The sequence below is a fragment of the Bradyrhizobium sp. Unk1 genome (assembly GCF_059512345.1).
The window spans coordinates 102697-126135 of sequence record NZ_JCAMOP010000005.1 but is presented as its reverse complement, the minus strand read 5'-3'; the positions used below and the strand labels follow the sequence as shown (position 1 = coordinate 126135).

The following is a 23439-nucleotide window of genomic DNA, read 5'->3' as shown; positions in this document are numbered from 1 at the left end:
GGGTGAGTATTTCATGGCGCTTGCATCTGTAGCGTGTCCAACACCTCAGTGGTCTGGACCGCCGGGTCCACCAAGTGGACCCGCAGAATCTGCCGTGGTCTAGAGGATCGGTTCCGCTAATTCGGACTGCGCGAGTGATCCTTTACGACGGGTTTCGCTGGGTGCCGACACGCTAGTCATATCTGTAATCAAGAAGCGTAGTATGTACTCTTCGCTCGCCAAGTTGACGTGCGGCCCCACGCGTTGACCTGCTCGTAACGAGCGCAAATCACAATGCGACGAGATTGGGAAGGGTCACGGAAGTCAGTCTCAGCCTACACGCGCGTCACTCATGAATTTCGTTCGAATGCTTTTCGATCACCGCTCCCGCGTGACGGCAACTATCCGCAATTCTCTTGAGCGCCGCCTTTGCTTTGTCGATGTCGGGCATCGAACGATCAAGCCAGGGCACGGCGGGATCGGCATTCCTTGTCATCACGGGCAACGGTCGCTTGATCTTGTGCACCGTCGCGGCGCTACTGCATCTGAACTCACTTGGATGCACGGTGAGGGGGAATGCGCCATTTGGTTCCTTCGATCACGCCGCAGCAAATACTGAGACGTCCTCGGCGGTCGATGAGCTAGTTAGCTACAACGCCCCGACCAACCCGAAGTCGCCGCGATCTGGGCGCTCGGACTCTTCGTTCCCGTCAGCTGCGCCGAACATGGAAGGAGATGGCTATGAGTGGTTCAAAGGAACAAGCCACGAGCATGGCGCTGTCCCCGACGATGAATAGCACGAAGGTGGCGCCGACCTTGAAATCAGTGGGACCAGCCCCAGGTGTTCTTCCTGAAGGAATATAAGTCGCTGTCCTTTATGGCGATCCGATCCGGCCTGGCGTATAGGCCATCTTAGCGCATCACAATATGCCACACCTGAATCCGCTGGCGGAGCCATCTGCAGGATGTTCAATTCACGCCGCCTGATTTGACTGTGCGGGCAGCGTGAATTGAAAAGTTGTGCCCTGAGGTTGGTCGGCGGTGGCCCATATTCGTCCCCCGTGAGCTTCGACAATCGAACGGCAGATCGATAGCCCCATGCCCATGCCGCCGGGCTTTGATGTAATGAAGGCGTCAAAGACGCGGTCGAGGTCCAGTGAGCTCAGACCTGGACCCGAATCCCGCACTTCGACAAGCACGCCGTCCGGCTCACCTTTAGCGGTGGTGATGACTAGTTCTCGTGACCTCTCGCAGACCGAGCTCAGCGCTTCGATCGCGTTGACGATCAGGTTCATGATCACCTGTTGCACCTGGACCCGATCTCCTTGAATGAGCGGCAAGCCCTTCACGAGGTGTGGCCGCACCGAAATGCCATTCTTCACGACTTCGCCACAGGTCAGGGCTATAACCTCAAGGATTGCTCCGTTGATGTCCACGTCTTCTTTCCGGAGAGGTGCTTTTTTGAAGAGCGCGCGCATGCGGTCGATGATCTCGCTGACGCGATTGCCGTTTGCAAAGATCCGGTTGAGAGCCGTTCGAGCTTTCTCCAGATCTGCCGGTTCTTTGCTCAGCCAGTGCAACGCCGCAGAGGCGTTGTTGAGCGTCGCCCCGATCGGCTGGTTGACTTCATGGGCAATCGAAGCCGAGAGCTGCCCCAGTGTTGCGACTCGATTCGCGTGCACGAGCTCCATCTGCACCTCGCTGTAACGCCGCTCGCTTTCGCGAATTTCCTCCTCCGCCCGCTTGCGCTCGGTTAAGTCGACCACGAAGGCCACGCCCTGGTCGTGACGCCCGCCGAACGTCGCTGCCCCAACCAGCACCGGCACGCGGCCGCCGCTTTTCAGGAAGTACTCCTTCTCATAGGGTTGCGTGATTCCGGTCGCCTCCAGATCCGCCACACGTCGGTCGTCAGCATCGCGCCATTCGGTGGGCGTCAGATCCCGCCAGCGCAGTTGACCGGAGACGAGATCGTCGCGGCCGTATCCGACGATGCGGAGAAAAGCTTCATTGGCATCGATGATCCGACCGTCAAGATCCCAGACGAAGATGCCGATGATGTTGGCATCCACTAGCCGTCGGATCCTGGCCTCCCGCTCAGCTAGATCGCGGTACAGGCTGGCGTTCTCTATTGAGATAGCCGCCTGGGAAGCGAGCAGTGTGAGGACCACCATTCGAGCTGGAGTAAACGCGCCAGTCGTAAGGTTGTTCTCCAAGTACAGCATCCCGATCAACCTGGTCTGCTTAAGTATCGGCAGGCAGAGCACTGACCGTGAGCGGTGGTCGCGAATATAGCCATCCGCTGAAAACGAGTTCTGACTGGACGCATCGTGCAGGAGAACGCTTTCTTTTGTCCGAAGGACGTAGTGAAACACAGACTTCGGTAGATCTGCGGCCGTGACGGGTGCCTGTTTCAGGACCACGTTCGCGTTGTCACTGCTGGTTGTGGCCTCTGCTTCTATTAGATATTCGTCGCCTCGGGGAAGAATCAAGAGACCTCGATCGGCGCCCGCATGTTCAATTGCCAAACTCATGAGCGTGTTGATTAGCTTCTCGAAAACGATCTCGCCTGACACTGCTTCCGAGACTCTGATGACGGTAGCTAAATCGAGCCGCTCGATGGGTGTCACTATCGTCGTCGTGGAATCCGGGATCGACTTGTCCACTTTGAGATGCGGATAAAGCCGCTCGAGTTGGCGAACCTTTCCGTCGGCTCCCCAGCGCAGGTAGCAGGCCCGCGCGGCCCGCAAATAGGTCCCCGCGATCTTCTCGTGACCGCGCTCTGCGTAGAAACGCCCGGCAATCTCGTTGGCAATCGCCTGGTTGTGCACGAACCCGTGTTTGTGAGCTTCGTGGATAGCCTTGTCGTACAGCTCCTGAGCGTTCAGTACGCGGCCCTCAATGCGGGCGATCTCGGCACCGACCAAGGCAGCACGGTTCTCGAAGTTTTCCGCACAGCGCGCCGCCCATACTTCGAGTTGTTTGTGGTGGGCCACAAGAGCCTCAAAATGTTGCTGTTTCTCGTCCGGCGATGCAGAATGCCATGCTGCCGCGTGGCCGAGCGCACTATAGAAGCAATACTCCGCCGTTTCAAAATGTGATGGTGAGGTCCAAATTAGCTGTTGCGCTCTCGATGACGCATCCATGGCGGAAGCATAATCCGCAGCGAAGAACCGGGCTTGTAACTTGCGGACCCAATATCGAAACTCGAGCAGCTTCAAGACCGGATTACTCGCTAGGTGACGCTCGAATCGAACCTCATCGAATCCATCGTGGTTGAAGGAGCCAAACGTCGGAGTCAGTCCGCTAAGCGTCCGAATAAATCCGAGCTGCATGGTGAGATTATCAATGACGAAACCGAACCGAACCTTCTGCGCATACTCGAAACCCCTCTCGGCTTCCCGTTCCACCTCAGCAAGCGGGTCTCCCGCTGCCAAAAAGTTGGTTATCAAGTGATTGCAGCTATAACCCGCAAATGCAATGTCCCCTGTGCGGTCGGCAGTAGCAAAGGCGCGGCGTACCAGATCACGTCCCTCTAAGACATGTCTTGCCCACGGCATGACAATGTTCCCAAAGGACATGTACGTTCGAGCTTGATAGCGCTTTAAGCCGCGCTTTTCTACCAGTTCATAGCCAAGCCGGCCGAAACGAAAACCGTCCTGATAGTTGCTGAAGCGAGGTCCAGCGATCTGGGCGAACCATACATAAGCGAAGCATGACCCATCGCTGTTGCCATACTCGAGGCTCAGATTCACCATTCGACAAACAACGAGCGAAGATAAGTTCTCCTCGATATGCATTGCCGGAAACTCGGCTAATATATCTAGAGTGGCGAGTAAGCCCGGATCGCTCATCAATGGCAAGTCGATGAGTTCCTCGATTTGTCGACTGCCAAGCTGGGACCAGATTCGATCGTATTCGCGTTGTACGTCGATACTAGTCGGATGAAGTGACCAATCAATGCCTCCACGCTGGAGGTATTCAAGGCATATCTCCACGCCGCGATCGCTCTGGTCCAAAGCGGTATAGAGCGTGAGCCGCAAACGTGTGACGGCGGCGGTATCGAGGCCGCTTCTGGCACGACGCGCCAGCATCGAAAGTCGAGTTTCGGCTGCCACCTTACTCGCGGTCAGTAATTCGCACTCGGCCGTTAGATATTCGATGGCGAAGATGAGTTCGTAGTTGTAGTCCCAAATCTGCTCAGTCAAAAACGCCCGCCCAACGGCGAGATAGGAAAGCGCTGAAGTATACGCCGTTGAGACCTTCGCGCGTCTACCTGCAATTAGGTTCAATTCTGCGACCCACTCACGCTCCTGATCTGACGTTATGAGATGAGAGCCACGATTGAGCTGGTTTACGATATCGAAGATCTTCTCTTCGATCTGCGTTGGCGGAATTCCGACTGCGAGGAGGCGGCCAATTCGAATATGAGCTTCGGCGCGGGCCGTTTCAGGTATTAGTGAATAAGCCGCTTCCTGGACACGATCATGCAGAAAACTATAGGCGCTTTCTGAGTGGAGAATGAGCCCAACTCGGACCGCTTCCAGGAGATCGCGATGCACTACATCCTTCGAGTCTCCGTAAGTCGTTGCAAGTAGTGCGAAATCCGCGCTGTTGCCTAAACAGGCAAGCTGCTGCAGTGCGTTCTGAGTTCGAACGGGCAGCCGAGTCAACTTCCCAACCATGAGGTCCACCACGTTATCGGTGTAACCCTTTGCGTGAATGAGATTCAGATCCCAAGACCATCGCGCGTTGCAGTGGTCAAAAATCAGTAACGCCTCCTCTGCAAGCGCATAAATAAACTGATTAGCGAAGAATGGATTGCCAGCAGTCTTCTCTTGAACTAGTTGCGCCAACGAGGTGGCGCGGTCGGGCTCGCAGTGAAGGGAATCCGCAACCAATTGTCCCAAGTGTTCACGGGCCAGAGGCGCGAGGGTGATCTCCTGCACTATCGCGCCAGCTTCGCGGATTGATTCGAGCCTGCGCGTCAGGGGATGGGCGGAGTCCACTTCGTTGTCTCGGTAGGCGCAGATCAACATCATGTACTGCACGTCCTGCCGGCTCAGAAGATCTTCGAGCAAATCGAGCGTTGCTGCATCGAGCCACTGCAAATCGTCGAGGAACAGCGCAAGCGGATGCTCCGGCCGCGCGAATACGGCGATGAATCGCCGGAATACCAATTGGAATCGGCGTTGCGCATCCAGTGGCGGTAGGATAGGAACCGGAGGCTGTTCTCCGATGATTAGCTTCAATTCCGGGACAAGATCGATGATAAGCCCCGCGTTTGGCCCCAACGCCTGGCGAAAGGCATCGCGCCAGATGCTCAGCTCTTCTTCCTCCTTGCCGAGAAGCGGGCGGACAAGGCTCCCGAAGGCCTGCGCGAATGTGGCATAAGGGATGTCGCGTTTGTATTGGTCAAACTTACCCGAGGCAAAAAGGCCGCGGGGCGGTACAAGCACCTTGTGCAGCTCATTGACGACAGAGGACTTGCCGATACCGGAATATCCGGAGACCAGAACCAACTCTGGCGCACCGGTCTTGATGATGCGATCGAAGCAGGAAAGCAACGTCGCGATCTCACGATCTCGTCCGTACAGCTTTTCGGGGATCAGCAGCCGGTTCGGCGTGTCCTGCAGGCCGAGCGGGAAGTCATCGATGCGGCGGCGCGCTTCCCATTCCGCCAGGCAGCGTCGCAGATCGCGCTCGACACCGACGGCGGTCTGGTAACGATCCTCGGGGGTCTTGGCGAGCAGCTTCATAATGATCGCCGAGACGGGCGCTGGGACACTCTCTAGCCGTTCCCCTGGCGGCACTGGTTTTCTGGCAATATGGCAGTGCACCCATTCCATCGGATCAGCCGCCGTGAAGGGCAGAACGCCCGTGAGCATCTGGTACAGCGTGACGCCGACGGCGTAGAGATCGCTGCGGGCGTCGATCGAGCGGTTCATCCGCCCGGTTTGTTCGGGGGCCATGTAGGCAAGTGTACCTGCGATGGTCTCCGGCGGCTCGGGCGCCTGCCGCTCGCGGGACAGGCGCGATGCGATGCCAAACCCAGTGAGCCGCACGTGTTCATCCGCGCAGTCCACCACAATATTAGCTGGCTTGATGTCTTTGTGGATGAGCCCGCGCTGATGAAGCTTGCCCAGTGCAGAGGTAACAGCAATAGCAAGGCGCAAGAAGCGTCCTACCTCCTTGGGCCCACCGAGCAAACGATCGAGCGGCTGCCCGCCACCCAGATCATCGAGCACCAGTACGGTCCGACCGGCGTCGCGCATGAGGGCGAGCGGCCGCGCCGCCCATGCCCCGTCGAGTTCATCTTTCAGCTCGTATTCGTGCGTGAGCCGATCGAGTGTCGCCCGGGACGGGTGGTCAGCGGCAGGCGCAACAAGCAGCACGGCGAGCCGGTTGCCATTGTCGTCCACTCGCCAGCCGCGACTGAACACGCGCTCGCCGTCCTCCCACAACACCTGAGAGCCGGCGTCCGAGTACGAGACGTTCAGCGACTGCTGCACCATCCGTCAAACTCCGCCGTAGGGCTTCGGCTTGAAGTCGGCTGATCAAGCTCTTCGCGCGCCACACGCGCGGCCTCTCTCCAGCCTGGAGAAATCGTACTCCATCACCCGAGAAATGCCAGCCTTCCCTTGTCTTGCCGGGTACGGCGGACGCAGATCCTTCTTCGTTTAGCGACGATTGCGAGCGATTTACCCGTCCCGACCAAGGAGGTGCAGAAGCGCGAGCTGGAACGCGGCGACCAGTTGGTCTACCGCGAGCGCCAGCTGACGCAGCTCACCGAACTTGGAAAGGAAGTCCTTCCGATGCCAGCATGCGCACTGGCCTCTGCAGAGGCGGTGGCCCATAAGTTCCAACGCAAGGAAGTCGCCACTGAAGATGGCCTCACCCCCTCCATCTCGGCGTCGCTCGCCCTCGATCCGGTCGCGGAGATCGCAAAGTTCGTCCCTCTACTTCACGTCGAGCCGCGCGAGGGCGCGGCGGAGAAGCTCGTCGATCTCGTGCTTGAGGGCGAGATCAACGCCGCAATGGTCGGGGACGTGCAGGACATGCCCGTCCGCATCGACGACTGCTCGCTTTCGAGGAGCGCTACGTTCCGGTTCTCGCGCCGACACACTGGCTCGCAAACCGTCCCTCGATCGGCATCGACGATCTCCGTGATACCATCTTGCCGGAACGAGCCTGCTGCGACGTCGCCCCGAAGAGGCAGCAATCGTATTTCCCCGAGAAACCACCCCCCCTCGGCTACTGCAGCGGTCACGACTTGCACCTGCAGTATGTGGCCGCCGCTGGCTTCGGCGTGATACTGGTGCCCGAGCACATGCCACGCTTCCGACGCTCAAGACCATTCCGCTCGAAGGCGACCCGGTTTCGCGGAAGGCGCGGTTGTTGGCTGTGCAGGGGCGCCGCAACTCGCCGGCGCTGGACGCTTTCGTCAAGGTCGCGCGGCTTCGCGACTGGTCGGTCGAAGTCCCCACCGGGGCATGCCGCACGCAACGATCCCGGAGGTGTGACCACGACACGCACGCCGGCGGGCAACCGCCTCCGGCCAATCGATCCGCATGACTGACGCCTTACTGATGCCGAATCGACAAGATATTCGCTCAGATTCGCACCGAGCTGTTGACGACGTTCAGCGTCGCGGACTAGGAGTCAAGCAGCCACCTCGTGGGCTGGCTGCGCGATACAGACGTGACATCGCACGCATTGAAGGTCGGAGACGTCGCGCCGGATCGACATCCGCCGCTATGATCAATAAAGCGCACTAGCCTCCGATATCGCTGCCTAGTGTGGGCCCGAACAGCTCCCATCTGTCGCCCTTGAACCTCCGGAGCTGCACCTGTTTGATCGGCGCGAAGTCGATCGGGCTGGTGTTGATCTTGATGCCGGGCAGCAGGTTGGTGGTCCTGAAGTCCTTGAGGTTTGCAGCCTGCTTCATCACGTTCTCGCGCGTGAGGTTATCGCCGCACTGCTTGAGCACCTGAACGAGCGTCTGGGCCATATTGAAGCCTGTCATCACCAGACTATCGGCCCGATCGGCTTCGGGGAAAATGTCGGCGAGGAAGTCGTCGAAGGCCTTCATGCCGGGATCATCCTTCCACTGCGGATCGAGCGCGTCCATCAGATGGGTCACTGAAATGATGCCCTGTGCGTTTTCGAAACCGGCGGGCTTGATGACGGCTCCGATGGAGGTGCTGACGCTGTTGAGGACGTGCAGTGGCTTCCAGCCGATCTCGGCCGCCTTCCTGATGGCTTGCGCCGTGAATTTTGGCGTGGTGATGTCGACGAATACGTCGGCATTGAGCGACTTCATCTTGACGACGTGCGAGTCGATGGTCGGCTCGACCACCTCATAGGCGTCTTCGGCAACGATCATCGACGCAGCCTTGGTGCCGAGGCCATCCTTCAGGCCTTTGAGATAGTCCTTCCCGTAGTCGTCGTTCTGGTAGAGGACGGCGATCTTGGCGTTCGGCCTTTCCTTCAAAATATACCTCGCGTAGATCCGTGCCTCGTTCTGATTGTTAGGCGACCAACCTATAGTCCACGGGAAGTTCTGCGGATCATTCCATTTGGTCGCGCCGGTCTGCACGAACAGTTGCGGCACCTTTTTCGCGTTCATATATTTCTGTATGGCGGTGTTGGGCGGCGTGCCAAGCGAACCGAAGATGAGGAAAACTTCGTCGCTCTCAACCAGTCTGCGCGCCTGCTCGACCGCTTTTGATGGACTATAGCCGTCGTCATAGGAAATGAAGTTGATTTTGCGGCCGTTGATGCCGCCTTCGCCGTTGATCTTGCGAAAGTAGGCGGCCTCGGTCCTGCCTGTAGTACCGTAAGCCGACGCCGGCCCGCTGTAGGGCATGATGTTGCCGATCTTGATTTCGGTGTCGGTTGCGCCGGCATCGTATTTCTTCTGGGAAAGTACGCTGCCTCCGCTGGCAGCAAGCATTATAATGGCAGTCGAAAACGCCGCCAATCCTCGTGCGACGAAGGACATCTCGTTTCTCCCTATGAACCAATGAATGTGTCTGTTGTTATTGGCACACTCGGGAGACCTCGCTCGGATCTCTTCTCCGAGAGTGAACACCATTCATCAGGAGCTGTCGATCTTCACGAACGCCACTCGCGTGCGCGTTCGGCGTCAGTTCGCGCGAATTCGTCAATGGAGCTGCCCCTAATTCTCAAGACTAAGTCTCGCGACGCCCGCGAGCGCTCGCGCGAACAGGTTAGTCCGCTTTATCGGAGCCCCCCGTACACGTCTTCGCTTTAGCCGATCGGTATCGCGGCGAGCGGAGTCAAAGCCCTGTTCCAGCAAATGTCAGACCCGTCGCCTTTGGGCAAGTGCAGAAAGAAACACCTCGAACCGCGATCTCGATGGCATCGTTTCGATAGCCCGTTGTGATTGGACGGTCGACCAGGGCCGCGAACGTCGTCGAACGGACCGAGGTTCGCTCCAAGCACGGCGACAGCCACCTTGGCCACGTCTTCCCGGCTGGGTCGCGCGACAACGCCGGGTTGAGGTACTGCATGAACTCAGCCTCCTTGATTTCATCCACCGCGACCAATTGGAGAGCGAGGGGGTACGGCGAGTACTCAAAGCTCTTCTCGAGGGAGACCTGACGATGGCAGCGACTACAGAACGCGCGATCCTGGCCGGGGGCTGCTTCTGGGGAATTCAGCAACTGGTGCGGCGCTTGCCCGGCGTCGTCTCGACGCGGGTCGGCCACTCGGGCGGCGACGTCAAGAACGCCACGTATCGCAACCACGGCACGCACGCGGAAGCGATCGAGATCACGTTCGACCCGAGTCAGACGAGTTTCCGCGACTTGCTGGAATTCTTTTTCCAGATCCACGACCCGACGACGCCCAACCGGTAGGAAAATGACCGAGGCACAAGCTACAGGTCGGCGATTTTCTACACCAGCGAGGATCAGCGGCGCGTCGCCCAAGATACCATCGCCGACGTCGAGGTCTCAGGGCTGTGTCCGAGCAAAGTGGTGACCGAGCTCTCGCCCGCTGGCGATTTTTGGGAGGCCGAGCCCGAGCACCAAGATTATCTGGATCGCATTCCTAACGGCTACACCTGCCACTTCGTCCGCCCGCAGTGGAAGTTCCAGCGGCAATTCCTGTCAAGTTTTGGCGCGCCTGGTCGGCGATGATGTGTGATGCTTCAACGTGCGAGCCCAAGCAAAGCAAGCATCATCCCGGTATAACCAATGATCACATCGGGAGTCTGCCGTGATAGTGAGGGAGTTGCGAGATGTCATTGGCGCGCTGCAGAGCGAAGTTGAATTCGAGGCCGCTGTGCTTCGATGGCGGCAAACCTTATCCGGTTCGGTACGCGCAAGGGCGCGATAGCGCTGGTGCAGACCGAGGAAATTGCCCGCCGGCTTTCCGCGGCCGCTCCCGGTCTCGATGTCGAGATCGTCAAGTTCGAGACGACGGGCGATAGCACCGGCTCGGCAAGCTCTTGCCGCATGACGGCAAGGAGCGGGGCACCTTCGTCGCTGAAATCCGTCGCGCGGTTTTATCCGGTGAGCTGCAGGCCGCGATGCAATCGCTCAAGGACGTGCGGACACACCTGGGCTCGTGATCGTGGCGACCTTGTGGCGCGATCCGCCTGGAGACGTGCTGGTGCTGCGGCCGGGCGTTTCGCTTGCCGAGATCAAACGTATCCACGGCAATGGGTTCAAGGTCGGCACCAACTCGGTGCGCCGCGCGGCTTACGCGCGTCGGCTGTTTCCCGACATCGAGGTGATTCATTTTCGCGGCGCCGCCGACACCCGCGTCTGCAAGCTCGATCATCTGGAAAAGCAGCGGCTGCCGGACGGCGGCGCGGTCGGCCCTGCGGATGGACTGATCATGGCGCGCTCGGGACTCGAGAGCGTCGGTCTCGCCGATCGCATCGCCTATGAGTTTTCACCTCAGGAGATGCAGCCCGCGGTGGGGCATGGCATCGTCGCGCGGTCGAATGCGTCGCGCGGGGTTGACCAACGCGGCAGATTCTTGCGCTGATCGACGATCAGACGGCGCACCGATGCGCCAATGCCGAGCGCGAAGTAATCTGGGTGCTCAATGGTCACTGCAAATTCGCTGGTCGCCGGATTTTTCCACTATTGCGGGCGAGCGGATATCAGCGACCGTGCTCGATCATGCGGGTGGTGTGTTCATCGAAGCATAGCGTTCGGACCTGCCGACAGGCCGCGCGAGCTCGGCCGCGCCGTCCGGCTTAAGCTGCTGCAAAAAGGCGCGGCCGACATCATCGAGCGCGGTCGGCGGTTTGATTGTCGCGAAGCTCAGTTCTTGTATGCCCGCACTCGTTTCAGCATCTGCTCGACATGGGCGATCGGCGTCTCCGGCAAGATCCCGTGACCGAGATTGAAGATCAGCCGTCCCTTGGCATAATCTGAAAGCACGTCGTCGACCGCGCGATCGAGCGCCGCGCCGCCGGCGATCAGGACCAGCGGATCGAGATTGCCCTGAATGGCGGCGCGGTTCTGCACGCGCTCACGGATCAATGAGGGCTCTGCGGCCCAGTCAATGCTGGCGGCGTTGACGCCGGTTGCTTCCACATACGAGGGCAACAGTGCGCCGGCGCCGCGGGGAAATCCGATGATCTTGGCGTCCGGTGCCTTCGCCCGCACGCCCGCAATAATGCGGCGCGCCGGTTCGATCGACCAGCGTTCGAATTCCCGAGGCGGCAGCACGCCAGCCCAGGTGTCGAAAATCTGCAAGGCGTCGGCGCCGGCCGCGAGCTGTCCGAGCAGATATTGGATCGAATTCTCGATCAGCACGTCGATGATGCGGGCGAAGGCATCCGGATGCTGATAGGCCATCATCCGCGCCGGCGCCTGGTCGGGCGTACCCTGTCCGGCCACCATATAGGTCGCAACCGTCCACGGTGCGCCGCAAAAGCCGATCAGCGCAGTCGTCGGATCGAGCTCGCGGCGCACCCGCCGCAACGCTTCATAGATCGGCTCGAGTTTCACAAAATCAGCTTGCGCTGAAAGCGCGCGGGCCTTTTCCGGCGTGTCCAAGGGATCGAGCCGTGGACCTTCACGCTCCTCGAAGCGCACCTCGCGGCCGAGCGCGTAGGGGATGACCAGAATATCGGAAAAGATAATCGCGGCGTCGAAATTGAAGCGGCGGATCGGCTGCAGCGTGACCTCAGTGGCATATTCCGGCGTGAAGCAGAGATCGAGAAAACTTCCCGCCTTGGCGCGCAATTGCCGATATTCCGGCAAATAGCGGCCGGCCTGCCGCAACATCCAGATTGGGGGAATTGGTTGTCGTTGTCCGGAAAGGACTTCGATAAAAGGCTTTATGGCAGGGCTTTGGGTCAAAGCGGATCCATGCTGATCAAGAAGCTTGCGGGTGCTTCTGATACACGACGGGCGCGACCTCGCCAAGTGTTGGGAGTGTCAGCCCATGCCACCTGAAGGCGCGCAGTCTGCAATCTCGCCCAGTGCCGCCCGCAACTGTCACCGCTTTTGCTACGGTGGGATGCGGAGAAGCACGAAGTTGTGCAGTACCGCCTGGAACGTGACCTCGGGATTTTCTGCCAAGGCATTGCGCAAGGCCAGCGTTCGGTGCGCCGTCAGTTCGGCGATAGAACCTACCCTGCAACGGCCTTGCCGCGTCCTCTTTATCTTCTTCGGACGGCGGCGCGCGCTGGCACGCGCAACCTCGATTGGTCCAATGGCGGCAACTGGTTTAGACGTCTCCAGATGCAGCTGGTGGCATTCCTCGCCACGTTATCACACGGCGCGGCGGCTATAACGACCTTCTATCGACTCTTTGGCGAGAGGTGATTTCCCTCGCCGGCGTTGCAAGGTCATTCTCGTCGGGCGCTGGATAGTCATCTTTACACGAACAGGAGCTGCCATGAAGATTCAAGTCCGCAGCCTCGCGATTGCGCTCGCAATTGCTGTTCCTATCGCGGTGGCTGCCACGGCCGAATCGTCTGCTGCTCCGATCAATGGCACGTCGATCAAGGCGGCGGTACCAGCCGTTACGACGGACGTGCGCTATCGGGTGCGGCGAGGTTATTCCACCTATAATTTGCACCGGGGCTATCCGACCTATAATTCATATTGGAGCTATCCGACCCATAACTACTCCTATCCCGGCTACGCGTACGGGGGTGGTGACTACGGCTGGTGGTGACGCCAATGTTCGGCGGCGTGCGTTGGAGCAAGCTGAGAAGAACTCGGCGCGAGCGTATGGTTTCTGCCTTATCCTTGCACCAAGCGCAGTGCTGGTTATTCACCGATGTGGGATGTTCAGCTGGCCGAGTGGTCTAAAGAGGCTATCGCAAAGAACCAACGGAAGCTCATCACTGACGGTGACGGCGTGGTAGCTAAGAGCGAAACAGGCTTATTGGTAAGCTCGCGCACGCATATCGATCTCGTTGGCAGGGTTGGGGATAAACAACAAAGGAGCGAGCAAATGACTTCGCCCCAAGATAGCTTGACGGGCAAATCAGCTCATGAACTCGGCTTCTCAAGCACGAACACGGAAAGCGCGAGTACAGAGCATTTCTACGCCGATCTGAAGCCGTTCGATAACTTCTCGCAACTAACGCATTTCGACCGCTATCTTCCCTTGCCGGACGATTGGTTCATCGGAATTGCCGATGTCGTCCAATCGACGACAGCGATCAAGACCGGCCGATACAAAGCCGTCAACACCGTGGGCGCTGCGGTGCTGGTCGCCATAACCAACGCGTTGCCCGAACTCTGCTTTCCCTATGTTTTCGGCGGCGACGAAGCGACCGTAGCGATCCCCGGCAAGTATCTTGACGAAGTGAAGCCGGAAATCGCAGATGCTATCGAGGCTCGGCTGGTTTCGGCCCAGCTCTCTGGCGTTTGTGTAGCGGGCACACATCGTCAGACGAGCGCGCATCTCACCTGTTACGTGCCTTCAAACATCCGGTCAGATCACGTCCACTTCGTTGATGGGGCCGACGGAGGTTATGCCGCGGCATCGGCCAAACTCAAAGCAGGCAGGACGGCTGTCATGGCAGGCGTGGCATGACTTTTGGGGGGAGCCGAAGGCCGATTTTCCTAACTCAGATCATTTTGGGCTGCTGACCGACACCAGATTTCGCCCTCCATCGCCGCATGCTGGCTAATGCAAGTTTTCGGTATGGTCATTTTGAGCAACCGCCTGATCGGGGAACGTTCCGCATGGGCTATCGATGCTGGAGCAGCTTCATTGCAGCATAGACGTCAGCAAGAAGATGGCGGCCGATCAAGCCGTTCTCGACGGGGAGCAACAAAAAGCTCGACGAAATTTTGAGGAGAACATGGCTACTGCACAGCGCGCGGCATCTCGCTCTCAGGAGCCAATCATCGTGCAGGTCCCCCAAGCCGCTCTGGAGCCGGCACTCCCTGAGGCGGCGAGCCATCAAAACAGGTTGCCGGCGTATCTCGACTTCGATTTCGGGCCGCAAGGAAAAGGGCCGCAGGGCGCAAGCGACGACGCGCGAGGTCACGCTGACCTATAACGTTGTGCACACAACGATTGCGCGGTTGAGGACGGCAGAAGCCTGGCCCCTGGGGGCTTAGAGAACCGGGCGTGGACTTTCTATGATCGCTGCATGGGTTTGTGTGCGCCAGTCGATACCCCGAAATACGCCCCTATAGTGATCGACAGTTGTCGATCCTAAAGTTCGATGACCATCTGTCCGGGGACCTCAAGGGCCGTCGGATCGCAGCCCAAACGAAGGAGTGTTGCCCAAGTAGCATGTAGGACGAATTAGGCTTCTCATGATGCAGTTTCGCGTAATGAACCTTGTGCGAAACAAGATGCCGACGAGTGGCGCCCTTGTTGTGCCCGCAGATCTGAATCGAGTCATTCAAGGGGGAATCGAGTCGGTCTCCCGTTCGGCTGAAGGCCGGTCAAAGAAGGAACGAGAGGGTCCTTTCTTGCCGATCGTCTACCTTGAGCGCGAACAGATCGTCGGCGCGCGTCCTGCCCAAGATTGGCGGCCGCGATGGGAATGCTGAGCCGACCAACTACGCCTCAGTGCGACAAGGGTTTGAACCGCGAAGCGACAAATCATCGCAACGCTTGCGATTGCGTGACCGCGATCCCAATCCACAGCGTCACCCGATTGGACATGGATCAATCCTCGCCAACTGTATGCAATCGCAAATGGCATCGTACAAAAGCTTGGGACACCAGTCCTTGCCGTTTCAATTGGTGACGTGTTGTTTTTGATGGCTGCGGCCCCGATGCGGCCGCTATGTTTCGATCTGCGTTCGCTACCTTCTACAATACTTCGAAAATACGAAATTGGACTACGCGGGTAACGACCGAGTTGTTCTTGCACACTCAGGTCTGGTGGTGGCACGAAGCCAACTCCTCCGAGCCCCAACTAGATTCGAGCTCGACCGGACGCGCTACGCCGAGCCTTTTGCCCATAGCGGATTATCAGAGGGACTGCTGGCGACGTCGGCTACTGACCCCATTGCGGAAGTGCTCGGCTTTAAGGGGAGCGCCTTAAACCTTCGTATCGTTCCGTGACACCATTTAGATGACGGGACGACTACTGATGTTCAATTGAGTTGCTGATCGCGATCGTCCTAGGCTGCATGCGTTGGAAAAGCGCACGAAGTCATGAAGTGCGATTGTGAAAAAAAGGATGATCGAAGAATAGCTGCGATAGAGCCAAGAGGAGACTACAATGCCCAACTGCTCCGAAAGTCTTAGATCTGGAAGTGCCGCGCGATGCGCAGTTTGTGATGGCAAGTTTGGTCTCGTCCGGCACTACTCGTGGCGAGCGTCTCTTTGTTCCAAGAAGTGCGTCGATCGCTTCAGATCTCGCAGGGAAAGCGACCGGAATTGGGTGGGCTTGCTCCAGATCACCTTCAACCAGCTGCCAGAGAATCGCGTGAGGGCTTTGTGATGATCCAGATCTCACAACGAGGCAAGGCATGTTTAGAGACGGCACGGACTTTGCTCCGCGTAGCCCAAACCATGACCGACTCAGCGATTGCGGGTCAGCTTAAGGCCCTTGCCGACGACTACGAGCGGCGAGCTGAGAAAGCTTCGCACGTTGATGCGGCCAAAGCATTGGCCCGATCTGCTCCTAGCGCTGAAGGCGAATGGCATGCATGACCGGGTGGGCAGCTTCAACATGTTCCGCGAGTTCTGTACCATTGAAGCGCTGAACCTGCGCCCCGGCTCAAAGGAGCTGGAGGCATTCAACGTCGAGCGTGTGCGCGGCTACCTCGAGTGCAATCTCGGTTGCAAGAAGAAGGAAGTGATCCAAGCGCTCGGCCTGAATCCGCGAACGGTGGCCAAGGCATTCAAGATCATCCGGGCAAATGCTCCTCGCAGCGATGAGGCTCTCCAGTGGTGATCAAGATCATCGCCGTGCTCTGCAATCTCTCCTCTCCGGCAAATTGCCACGAGCAGACCATCACCACCTCGGACCTCGCCGACGTCTCGATGCAGTCGTGCCTGATGGGCGCGCCGCAGGTCGCCGAGTGGATGAACCTGCATCCGGCAGAACGCCTGGCGGGATGGCGCTGCGCGATCGGCAAACAGGACGGCAGGCGAACTTAGGGTGGAAATCCTCGCTACGGCATCACGCGGCGCGGCGGGGATAACGATCTTCTATCGAATCTATGGCGAGAGGTGATGTTCCTCACCGGCGTTGCAAGGTCATTCTCCTCGGGTGGTGGATAGTCTTCTTTTACACGAACAGAAGCTGCCATGAAGATGACCGACAAACGTCGAGGGTGATACCAAGAGGAGGCTACCGTGCCCTACTGCTCCGAGATCCCTAGATCTGACAGAGCCGCGCGATGCGCAGTTTGTGATGGCAAGTTTGGTCTCGTCCGCCACTACTCGTGGCGTACCCAGCTTTGTTCTAGGAAGTGCGTTGATCGCTATGATTCGATAACTGCAATTCGAGTTCGTAGAATGTTTCAGCTATCACAGGAGCAACAGTGAATATTGTTCTAATATCTCAGTTGGCAGCGGCCGTCATCGGTGCATTGTTTCTGGCATACAACTTGTTTCACTATGTACTGTTTCTTTTGGTGACCCGACCGAAGGACGCGAGCAAGATCGGCCACCAACTGAATGAATTCGAACAGCGCCAACTGATTGAGTGGACACCAAAGCCGAGCGACTTTCTCAAACATGACGACGAAAAGCGCACATACGATGACGTGTTCGGCACGTATCGCGACGAGCAATCGAACTACAGCACGTGTGTGTTTCCCCGATTGGCATTTTCGCACCCCTACGAGGCCGAATATGCACTTTTGAAGCCGAGAGACGGGATGCGGTTCCTGGATCTCGGATGCGGCTCCGGCGCAGCAGCCGAATACCTGGCCGGACGGAGCAATATCGAAATTGTGTGCGTGACCAATTCATCTGTTCAGGCGGAGATCTGCCGACGGAAATTTGCGAGACTTGGCGGGCGTGGACAGGTGATAGTCATGGACTTCGACAGCCTCGATCTCCCGAATGAATACTTCGATGGCATTTATGCGCTCGAGTCGATTGGCTACACCAAAGACCTGGACGCGTGGCTAGCAAGGTGCTGGCGGATGCTCAAGCCGGGAGGACGGTTGCTGATCCATTCGCCGGGGTCGCTGGATCATTGTCGCCGTACCACGGATTACCTGAGTGTCACCGCCTTCTTCGAGAATTGGCGCTACAATTTTGTCGGAGCCAATCTTCTCGTCTACAAGATGCGCCGACTTGGCTTCAGTCCAATCCACTATCGGCGACTACCATTCTTGGCCTGGGGAGTAACCTGGAACTTCATTCAACACATGCTGTTGTGGAAGTACCGACTAAAGATGCGCACTTTCGTGGAACTGGAGCGAATCATTTGGCGCACGTCGAAGGTGTTTGTGTTTGGCAATCCTTACAACACGGTGCTGGCCACCAAACCCACGGCACTATCTTGCTCCCAAACTCATACATCGGAAGCGGTGGCCTCATTGGCGATGACAAATGTTCCGCCTATTACACACACCGGGTAGGCAATCTCGCCGGCGGCGGGGGAGAATTTCTGAATAGTAGTGAAGATCACGCCGCCGGACGCGCGGATGCAGTCGCTTGATCGTTGATCGGCACAGTGAATTGCACGGTGATGCCTGGCCCGACGTTCGGGGTGGCCCATATTCGTCCCCCGTGAGCTTCGACAATCGAACGGCAGATTGATAGCCCCATGCCCATGCCGCCGGGCTTTGATGTAATGAAGGCGTCAAAGATGCGGTCGAGGTCCAGTGAGCTCAGACCTGGACCCGAATCCCGCACTTCGACAAGCACGCCGTCCGGCTCACCTTTAGCGGTGGTGATGACTAGTTCTCGTGACCTCTCGCAGACCGAGCTCAGCGCTTCGATCGCGTTGACGATCAGGTTCATGATCACCTGTTGCACCTGGACCCGATCTCCTTGAATGAGCGGCAAGCCCTTCACGAGGTGTGGCCGCACCGAAATGCCATTCTTCACGACTTCGCCACAGGTCAGGGCTATAACCTCAAGGATTGCTCCGTTGATGTCCACGTCTTCTTTCCGGAGAGGTGCTTTTTTGAAGAGCGCGCGCATGCGGTCGATGATCTCGCTGACGCGATTGCCGTTTGCAAAGATCCGGTTGAGAGCCGTTCGAGCTTTCTCCAGATCTGCCGGTTCTTTGCTCAGCCAGTGCAACGCCGCAGAGGCGTTGTTGAGCGTCGCCCCGATCGGCTGGTTGACTTCATGGGCAATCGAAGCCGAGAGCTGCCCCAGTGTTGCGACTCGATTCGCGTGCACGAGCTCCATCTGCACCTCGCTGTAACGCCGCTCGCTTTCGCGAATTTCCTCCTCCGCCCGCTTGCGCTCGGTTAAGTCGACCACGAAGGCCACGCCCTGGTCGTGACGCCCGCCGAACGTCGCTGCCCCAACCAGCACCGGCACGCGGCCGCCGCTTTTCAGGAAGTACTCCTTCTCATAGGGTTGCGTGATTCCGGTCGCCTCCAGATCCGCCACACGTCGGTCGTCAGCATCGCGCCATTCGGTGGGCGTCAGATCCCGCCAGCGCAGTTGACCGGAGACGAGATCGTCGCGGCCGTATCCGACGATGCGGAGAAAAGCTTCATTGGCATCGATGATCCGACCGTCAAGATCCCAGACGAAGATGCCGATGATGTTGGCATCCACTAGCCGTCGGATCCTGGCCTCCCGCTCAGCTAGATCGCGGTACAGGCTGGCGTTCTCTATTGAGATAGCCGCCTGGGAAGCGAGCAGTGTGAGGACCACCATTCGAGCTGGAGTAAACGCGCCAGTCGTAAGGTTGTTCTCCAAGTACAGCATCCCGATCAACCTGGTCTGCTTAAGTATCGGCAGGCAGAGCACTGACCGTGAGCGGTGGTCGCGAATATAGCCATCCGCTGAAAACGAGTTCTGACTGGACGCATCGTGCAGGAGAACGCTTTCTTTTGTCCGAAGGACGTAGTGAAACACAGACTTCGGTAGATCTGCGGCCGTGACGGGTGCCTGTTTCAGGACCACGTTCGCGTTGTCACTGCTGGTTGTGGCCTCTGCTTCTATTAGATATTCGTCGCCTCGGGGAAGAATCAAGAGACCTCGATCGGCGCCCGCATGTTCAATTGCCAAACTCATGAGCGTGTTGATTAGCTTCTCGAAAACGATCTCGCCTGACACTGCTTCCGAGACTCTGATGACGGTAGCTAAATCGAGCCGCTCGATGGGTGTCACTATCGTCGTCGTGGAATCCGGGATCGACTTGTCCACTTTGAGATGCGGATAAAGCCGCTCGAGTTGGCGAACCTTTCCGTCGGCTCCCCAGCGCAGGTAGCAGGCCCGCGCGGCCCGCAAATAGGTCCCCGCGATCTTCTCGTGACCGCGCTCTGCGTAGAAACGCCCGGCAATCTCGTTGGCAATCGCCTGGTTGTGCACGAACCCGTGTTTGTGAGCTTCGTGGATAGCCTTGTCGTACAGCTCCTGAGCGTTCAGTACGCGGCCCTCAATGCGGGCGATCTCGGCACCGACCAAGGCAGCGCGGTTCTCGAAGGTTTCGGGGTCGACCTCCGCCCATACTTGGAGCTGCCGGTGGTGGTCCAGTACAGAATCGAAATGCGTCGGTCTCTGCTCGGGTGTAGCGTGATCCCAGACCGCCGCATGCGCCAGCGCGCCATAGAGTTGATACTCGGCTGACTCGAACATTGCCGCCGACGTCCAAAGGAGCGGTTCTGCGTGCAGCGAGGCGTCGACCGCCGAGGCAAGGTCTCCGGCGAAAAAGTGCGCCTGCAGCTTTCGCGTCCAGTAATAGAACTCGGCGAGCACCAGGTCGGGGCTATTGGCCAAGCGGTGTTCGGTATCAAGTTCGCTGTATCCCTGGTGATCCAGGCACCCGAACGTCGCAGTCAGCCCGCGCAAGGTTAGGATCAGACCGAGTTGTGCTTCGCAGCGCTCGATGACCAGGCCGAAACCCACCCGTCTAGCGAATGCCAGGCCGTTCTCGCATTCCTTTTGCACTTCGGCGAGTGGATCCCCGGCAGCAAGGCAAACTGTGACGGTCAGCAGCTCGCACTCCGCTGTCAGATACTCGATCGAGAAGATGAGCTGGGGATTACGTTCCTTAGTTTCTTCTGCAAGAAGGGTCCTGCCGGCCCTGAGATACGTGAGCGCCGAGTCGTATGCTGTCGAGAGTTTCGCGCGCCGGCCCGCGATCAGATTCAGTTCTGCGACGCGCTCGCGATCCTCGACAGAGGTGATGAGATGGGAGCCCCGGTTGAGTTGATTGACGATCTCAAATATCGCCTCCTCACGTTTTTCGGCGGGCGTGCGCTCGACGAGGAGCAATCCGATGCGCAGGTGAGCCTCGGCACGCAGCTCCGTCGGGATCAGCGAGTAGGCGGCTTCCTGAACGCGATCGTGCAGGAACCTGTAGGAATTGTCCGCACGGAAGATGAGGCCCGATCGCACGGCCTCCCAGAGATGGTCGTGCATGTCCTCGACCGAGCCCTGATACCCCATCCGCAGCATGTCGAACTCTGCACTGTTGCCCATGCAGGCGAACTGCTGGAGTACCTTCCGGGTTTCTGGCGGAAGGCGCTTCAACTTCTCGACCATCAGCTCTATAATATTGTCCGTGAAGCCTTTGGCACGAATGCGGAGTAGGTCCCATACCCAACGCCGCGCGCCGTAATCGAATGTCAGCAGGCGATCGTCCGCCAGAGTAGAAATGAACTGGTTTGCGAAGAACGGGTTGCCCGTGGTCTTTTCGTGAATCAAGTCTGCCAGTGGGGCGGCGCGCTCCACTTGGCAGTGAAGGGAGTCGACAAGCAGTTTACCTAAATCGTCGCGACTAAGTGGTGTGAGAACGATGTCCTGCACTGCCGCGCCGGCCCGACGGATCGCTTCCAGCTTACGTACCAGCGGATGGGTGGCATTGACCTCATTGTCCCGATACGCACCAATGAGCAGTAAGTGCTGCAATTCGTTGTGGGTCAGCAGATCTTCGAGGAGGTCGAGTGTGGCGACATCCAGCCATTGCATGTCATCGAGGAAGAGCGCCAGCGGATGTTCAGGTCGCGCAAATACGCTGATGAACCGTCGAAGTACGATCTGAAAACGTCTCTGCGCTTCCCGCGGCGGCAATTCTGGCACGGGCGGCTGCTCGCCAATGACATGCCTCAATTCCGGGACGAGATCGACGAGGAGCAGCCCGTACGGACCCAGCGCCTCACGAAGTGCGTCCTGCCATTCGCGCAGGTCTTCCTCGTTCTGGCTGAGGAGCCGCCGGATGAGGCTCTGAAACGCCTGGGCCAGCGAGGCATGCGGAATGTCGCGCTTGTACTGGTCGGATTTGCCTGACGCAAACAAGCCGCGTGGCGGCACGAGTGGTTTGTGGAGCTCATTGACGACTGCGGATTTGCCGATCCCGGAGTATCCGGAAACCAGCACCAGTTCCGCCCGGCCACCGCCAACGATGCGGTCGAAGGCGGTGAGCAGAGTGTCAACCTCGCGGTCCCTCCCGTACAGCTTCTCGGGGATCATGAGGCGATCCGGGGTGTCGCGAACGCCAGGAGTGAAGTCATCGATCCACCCTTGGGACTCCCATTCGGACAGGCAGCGCCGAAGGTCGCTCTCAACTCCCACTGCTGTCTGATACCTCTCCTCCGCCGTCTTGGAGAGCAACTTCATCGTAATCGCGGAGACCGAGGCCGGCACGTTTCCCACCCGCTCACTGGGTGCGGCTGGTTGTTTCGCGATGTGACAGTGCACCCATTCCATCGGTTCGGAGGCCGCGAATGGCAGACTCCCGGTCAGCATCTCGTAAAACGTCACTCCAAGTGAGTAAAGGTCGCTCCGAGAATCGATCGAACGGTTCATTCGTCCCGTCTGCTCGGGTGCCATATAGGCGAGCGTCCCCGCGGTGAACTCGGGAGGTTCGTGGGAGTGGCGCTCGCGTGGAAGTTGGGACGCAATCCCGAATCCGGTGAGCCACGCGTTGCCGGCGTCGTCGACGAGTACATTCGCAGGCTTGATATCCTTATGTATGAGGCCCTGCTGATGGACTTGACCGAGTGTTCTTGCCAACCCAATGGCCGTGCTAAGGAAGCGAGTCAGGTTGAGCGGTTGCCCCTGGTCACGCTCAAGAATCCGATCCAGCGGCTGACCGCCAGGGTCCGTGAGTAAAAGGATCGTCCGGCTTTCGTGACGAGTAATGGCCAGAGGCTTGGCAGCCCACGCCGGATCGAGTTCGGCAGCGAACGAGTATTCGTGCATGAGCCGCCTGATACTCTGAGGCGACGGCTGTTCAAAGAGTGCGATCGCTAGGATGGGCGAGGGGTCGTCGTGCTTTCGGCCGCGGTAAAGGGTAAAGTCCGCGCTTTCCCGCAGGGGCACCAGCACGTACCCCGAGAGCCCCGGGATAGGTGACATTCTTGTCGCCACGGCATCACCACTTCGGAGTATTCATTTGGACAGGACGCCAGAAGGATGCTCACAGGAACGAAGTATCAATGGCCAGCCGTAGAGTTGGTTCAATCTTTCTAACGAACTGAAACTTTTTGACGAGAACAAGCCAAGCAGGGTGGCAACGGCCTAATGCTTTGGGAGCCGTCATTCTTAGGATCATTGTTGTATCGACGGCGTTGGGGAGAGCCACGACAAAGATCTTGACACAGACATCATCTCTGACCTGCAGGACTCAGCCGCGCCAATCCCTTGGGAAATTCGCCAAAACGAGCGATCGCGCGGCGCGCGCGGCATGGTCACATGCATTCTCCAAGTCGGCGATGGCGGCGCCGCAACAAATAACCCTCGACGTAATGGAAGTAGAGCTGAGCCATCTTACCGCACCATGATTTGCCCACTATCAGTAGCCTCCATCAAAGCACGTAGTCCCAACGGGCAGGGTCGTCCGTAAAATGGAGCCCGTCATCTAAACTAGCTTGTTCAGTTCTGTCGCAGGTGTAG

Annotated in this window: 13 protein-coding genes and 3 pseudogenes; 11 read left to right on the top strand and 5 right to left on the bottom strand. The window is 58.4% G+C overall.

From position 1 onward, the window contains the following. Window positions 1-325: 325 nt before the first annotated feature. Complete coding sequence (locus AC5ZFO_RS08090) at window positions 326-505, bottom strand: hypothetical protein (protein WP_282520732.1); 180 nt, start codon at window positions 503-505, stop codon at window positions 326-328. Window positions 506-953: 448 nt separating this feature from the next. Then, entirely contained in the window at window positions 954-6491 is a 5538-nt protein-coding gene (locus AC5ZFO_RS08085) for a trifunctional serine/threonine-protein kinase/ATP-binding protein/sensor histidine kinase (protein ID WP_496121916.1), read from the bottom strand. A 207-nt stretch (window positions 6492-6698) separates the two neighbouring features. Here AC5ZFO_RS08085 and AC5ZFO_RS08080 point away from each other — a divergent pair, with 207 nt between their 5' ends. After that, window positions 6699-7289, top strand: coding sequence for a hypothetical protein (locus tag AC5ZFO_RS08080; RefSeq protein ID WP_496121915.1), 591 nt, complete (start codon window positions 6699-6701; stop codon window positions 7287-7289). Window positions 7290-7750: 461 nt separating this feature from the next. On the opposite strand, the gene AC5ZFO_RS08075 is transcribed toward AC5ZFO_RS08080, so the two are convergent. Continuing rightward, on the bottom strand, window positions 7751-8980 hold the full coding sequence (locus tag AC5ZFO_RS08075; protein WP_496121914.1) for an ABC transporter substrate-binding protein: 1230 nt from the start codon (window positions 8978-8980) through the stop codon (window positions 7751-7753). A gap of 440 nt (window positions 8981-9420) precedes the next feature. On the opposite strand from AC5ZFO_RS08075, the pseudogene AC5ZFO_RS08070 reads away from it, so the two are divergent. The 3 pseudogenes from AC5ZFO_RS08070 to hemC form a co-directional block, all read left to right on the top strand. After that, window positions 9421-9603: pseudogene (locus tag AC5ZFO_RS08070) on the top strand (peptide-methionine (R)-S-oxide reductase); the annotation flags it as partial. 2 nt (window positions 9604-9605) lie between these two features. After that, window positions 9606-10142: pseudogene (gene msrA, locus AC5ZFO_RS08065) on the top strand (peptide-methionine (S)-S-oxide reductase MsrA). 153 nt (window positions 10143-10295) lie between these two features. Beyond that, window positions 10296-11259 (top strand): annotated as a pseudogene (gene hemC / locus AC5ZFO_RS08060) (hydroxymethylbilane synthase); the annotation flags it as partial. A 20-nt stretch (window positions 11260-11279) separates the two neighbouring features. Here hemC and hemE read toward each other — a convergent pair. Next, entirely contained in the window at window positions 11280-12326 is a 1047-nt protein-coding gene (gene hemE / locus AC5ZFO_RS08055; RefSeq protein WP_496121913.1) for a uroporphyrinogen decarboxylase, read from the bottom strand. Between the two features lie 180 nt (window positions 12327-12506). On the opposite strand from hemE, the gene AC5ZFO_RS08050 reads away from it, so the two are divergent. From AC5ZFO_RS08050 to AC5ZFO_RS08020, 7 genes are all read left to right on the top strand, one after another. Further along, a complete protein-coding gene (locus AC5ZFO_RS08050; RefSeq protein ID WP_496121976.1) occupies window positions 12507-12794 on the top strand; it encodes a hypothetical protein in 288 nt (95 codons plus the stop codon). Window positions 12795-12867: 73 nt separating this feature from the next. Then, window positions 12868-13149 carry a hypothetical protein gene (locus AC5ZFO_RS08045; RefSeq protein WP_496121912.1) on the top strand — a complete coding sequence of 94 codons (282 nt, stop codon included), beginning with the start codon at window positions 12868-12870 and terminating at the stop codon, window positions 13147-13149. 105 nt (window positions 13150-13254) lie between these two features. Further along, window positions 13255-14019 carry a DUF3095 family protein gene (locus AC5ZFO_RS08040; RefSeq protein WP_496121911.1) on the top strand — a complete coding sequence of 255 codons (765 nt, stop codon included), beginning with the start codon at window positions 13255-13257 and terminating at the stop codon, window positions 14017-14019. A 163-nt stretch (window positions 14020-14182) separates the two neighbouring features. Beyond that, window positions 14183-14491, top strand: a complete 309-nt coding sequence (locus tag AC5ZFO_RS08035; RefSeq protein WP_496121910.1) for a hypothetical protein — start codon at window positions 14183-14185, stop codon at window positions 14489-14491. 1608 nt (window positions 14492-16099) lie between these two features. Continuing rightward, window positions 16100-16351: a hypothetical protein gene (locus AC5ZFO_RS08030; RefSeq protein ID WP_496121909.1), complete on the top strand. Its 252-nt coding sequence runs from the start codon at window positions 16100-16102 to the stop codon at window positions 16349-16351. Continuing rightward, complete coding sequence (locus AC5ZFO_RS08025; protein WP_496121972.1) at window positions 16348-16557, top strand: hypothetical protein; 210 nt, start codon at window positions 16348-16350, stop codon at window positions 16555-16557. The genes AC5ZFO_RS08030 and AC5ZFO_RS08025 overlap by 4 nt, the downstream gene beginning before the upstream one ends. A gap of 386 nt (window positions 16558-16943) precedes the next feature. Next, window positions 16944-17993 carry an SAM-dependent methyltransferase gene (locus AC5ZFO_RS08020; RefSeq protein ID WP_496121908.1) on the top strand — a complete coding sequence of 350 codons (1050 nt, stop codon included), beginning with the start codon at window positions 16944-16946 and terminating at the stop codon, window positions 17991-17993. A 46-nt stretch (window positions 17994-18039) separates the two neighbouring features. Here the strand turns inward: AC5ZFO_RS08020 and AC5ZFO_RS08015 are convergent, their stop codons facing one another. Beyond that, window positions 18040-22902, bottom strand: coding sequence for a trifunctional serine/threonine-protein kinase/ATP-binding protein/sensor histidine kinase (locus AC5ZFO_RS08015; protein ID WP_496121907.1), 4863 nt, complete (start codon window positions 22900-22902; stop codon window positions 18040-18042). Between the last annotated feature and the right edge of the window lie 537 nt (window positions 22903-23439).

Excerpts from the sequence above, each read along its gene's own strand:
- AC5ZFO_RS08085 (WP_496121916.1), bottom strand. The coding sequence starts at position 6,491 with ATGGTGCAGCAGTCGCTGAACGTCTCGTACTCGGACGCCGGCTCTCAG.
- AC5ZFO_RS08040 (WP_496121911.1), top strand. The coding sequence starts at position 13,255 with ATGTGGGATGTTCAGCTGGCCGAGTGGTCTAAAGAGGCTATCGCAAAG.
- AC5ZFO_RS08075 (WP_496121914.1), bottom strand. The coding sequence starts at position 8,980 with ATGTCCTTCGTCGCACGAGGATTGGCGGCGTTTTCGACTGCCATTATA.
- AC5ZFO_RS08030 (WP_496121909.1), top strand. The coding sequence starts at position 16,100 with ATGCATGACCGGGTGGGCAGCTTCAACATGTTCCGCGAGTTCTGTACC.
- AC5ZFO_RS08035 (WP_496121910.1), top strand. The coding sequence starts at position 14,183 with ATGCTGGAGCAGCTTCATTGCAGCATAGACGTCAGCAAGAAGATGGCG.
- AC5ZFO_RS08045 (WP_496121912.1), top strand. The coding sequence starts at position 12,868 with ATGAAGATTCAAGTCCGCAGCCTCGCGATTGCGCTCGCAATTGCTGTT.
- AC5ZFO_RS08015 (WP_496121907.1), bottom strand. The coding sequence starts at position 22,902 with ATGTCACCTATCCCGGGGCTCTCGGGGTACGTGCTGGTGCCCCTGCGG.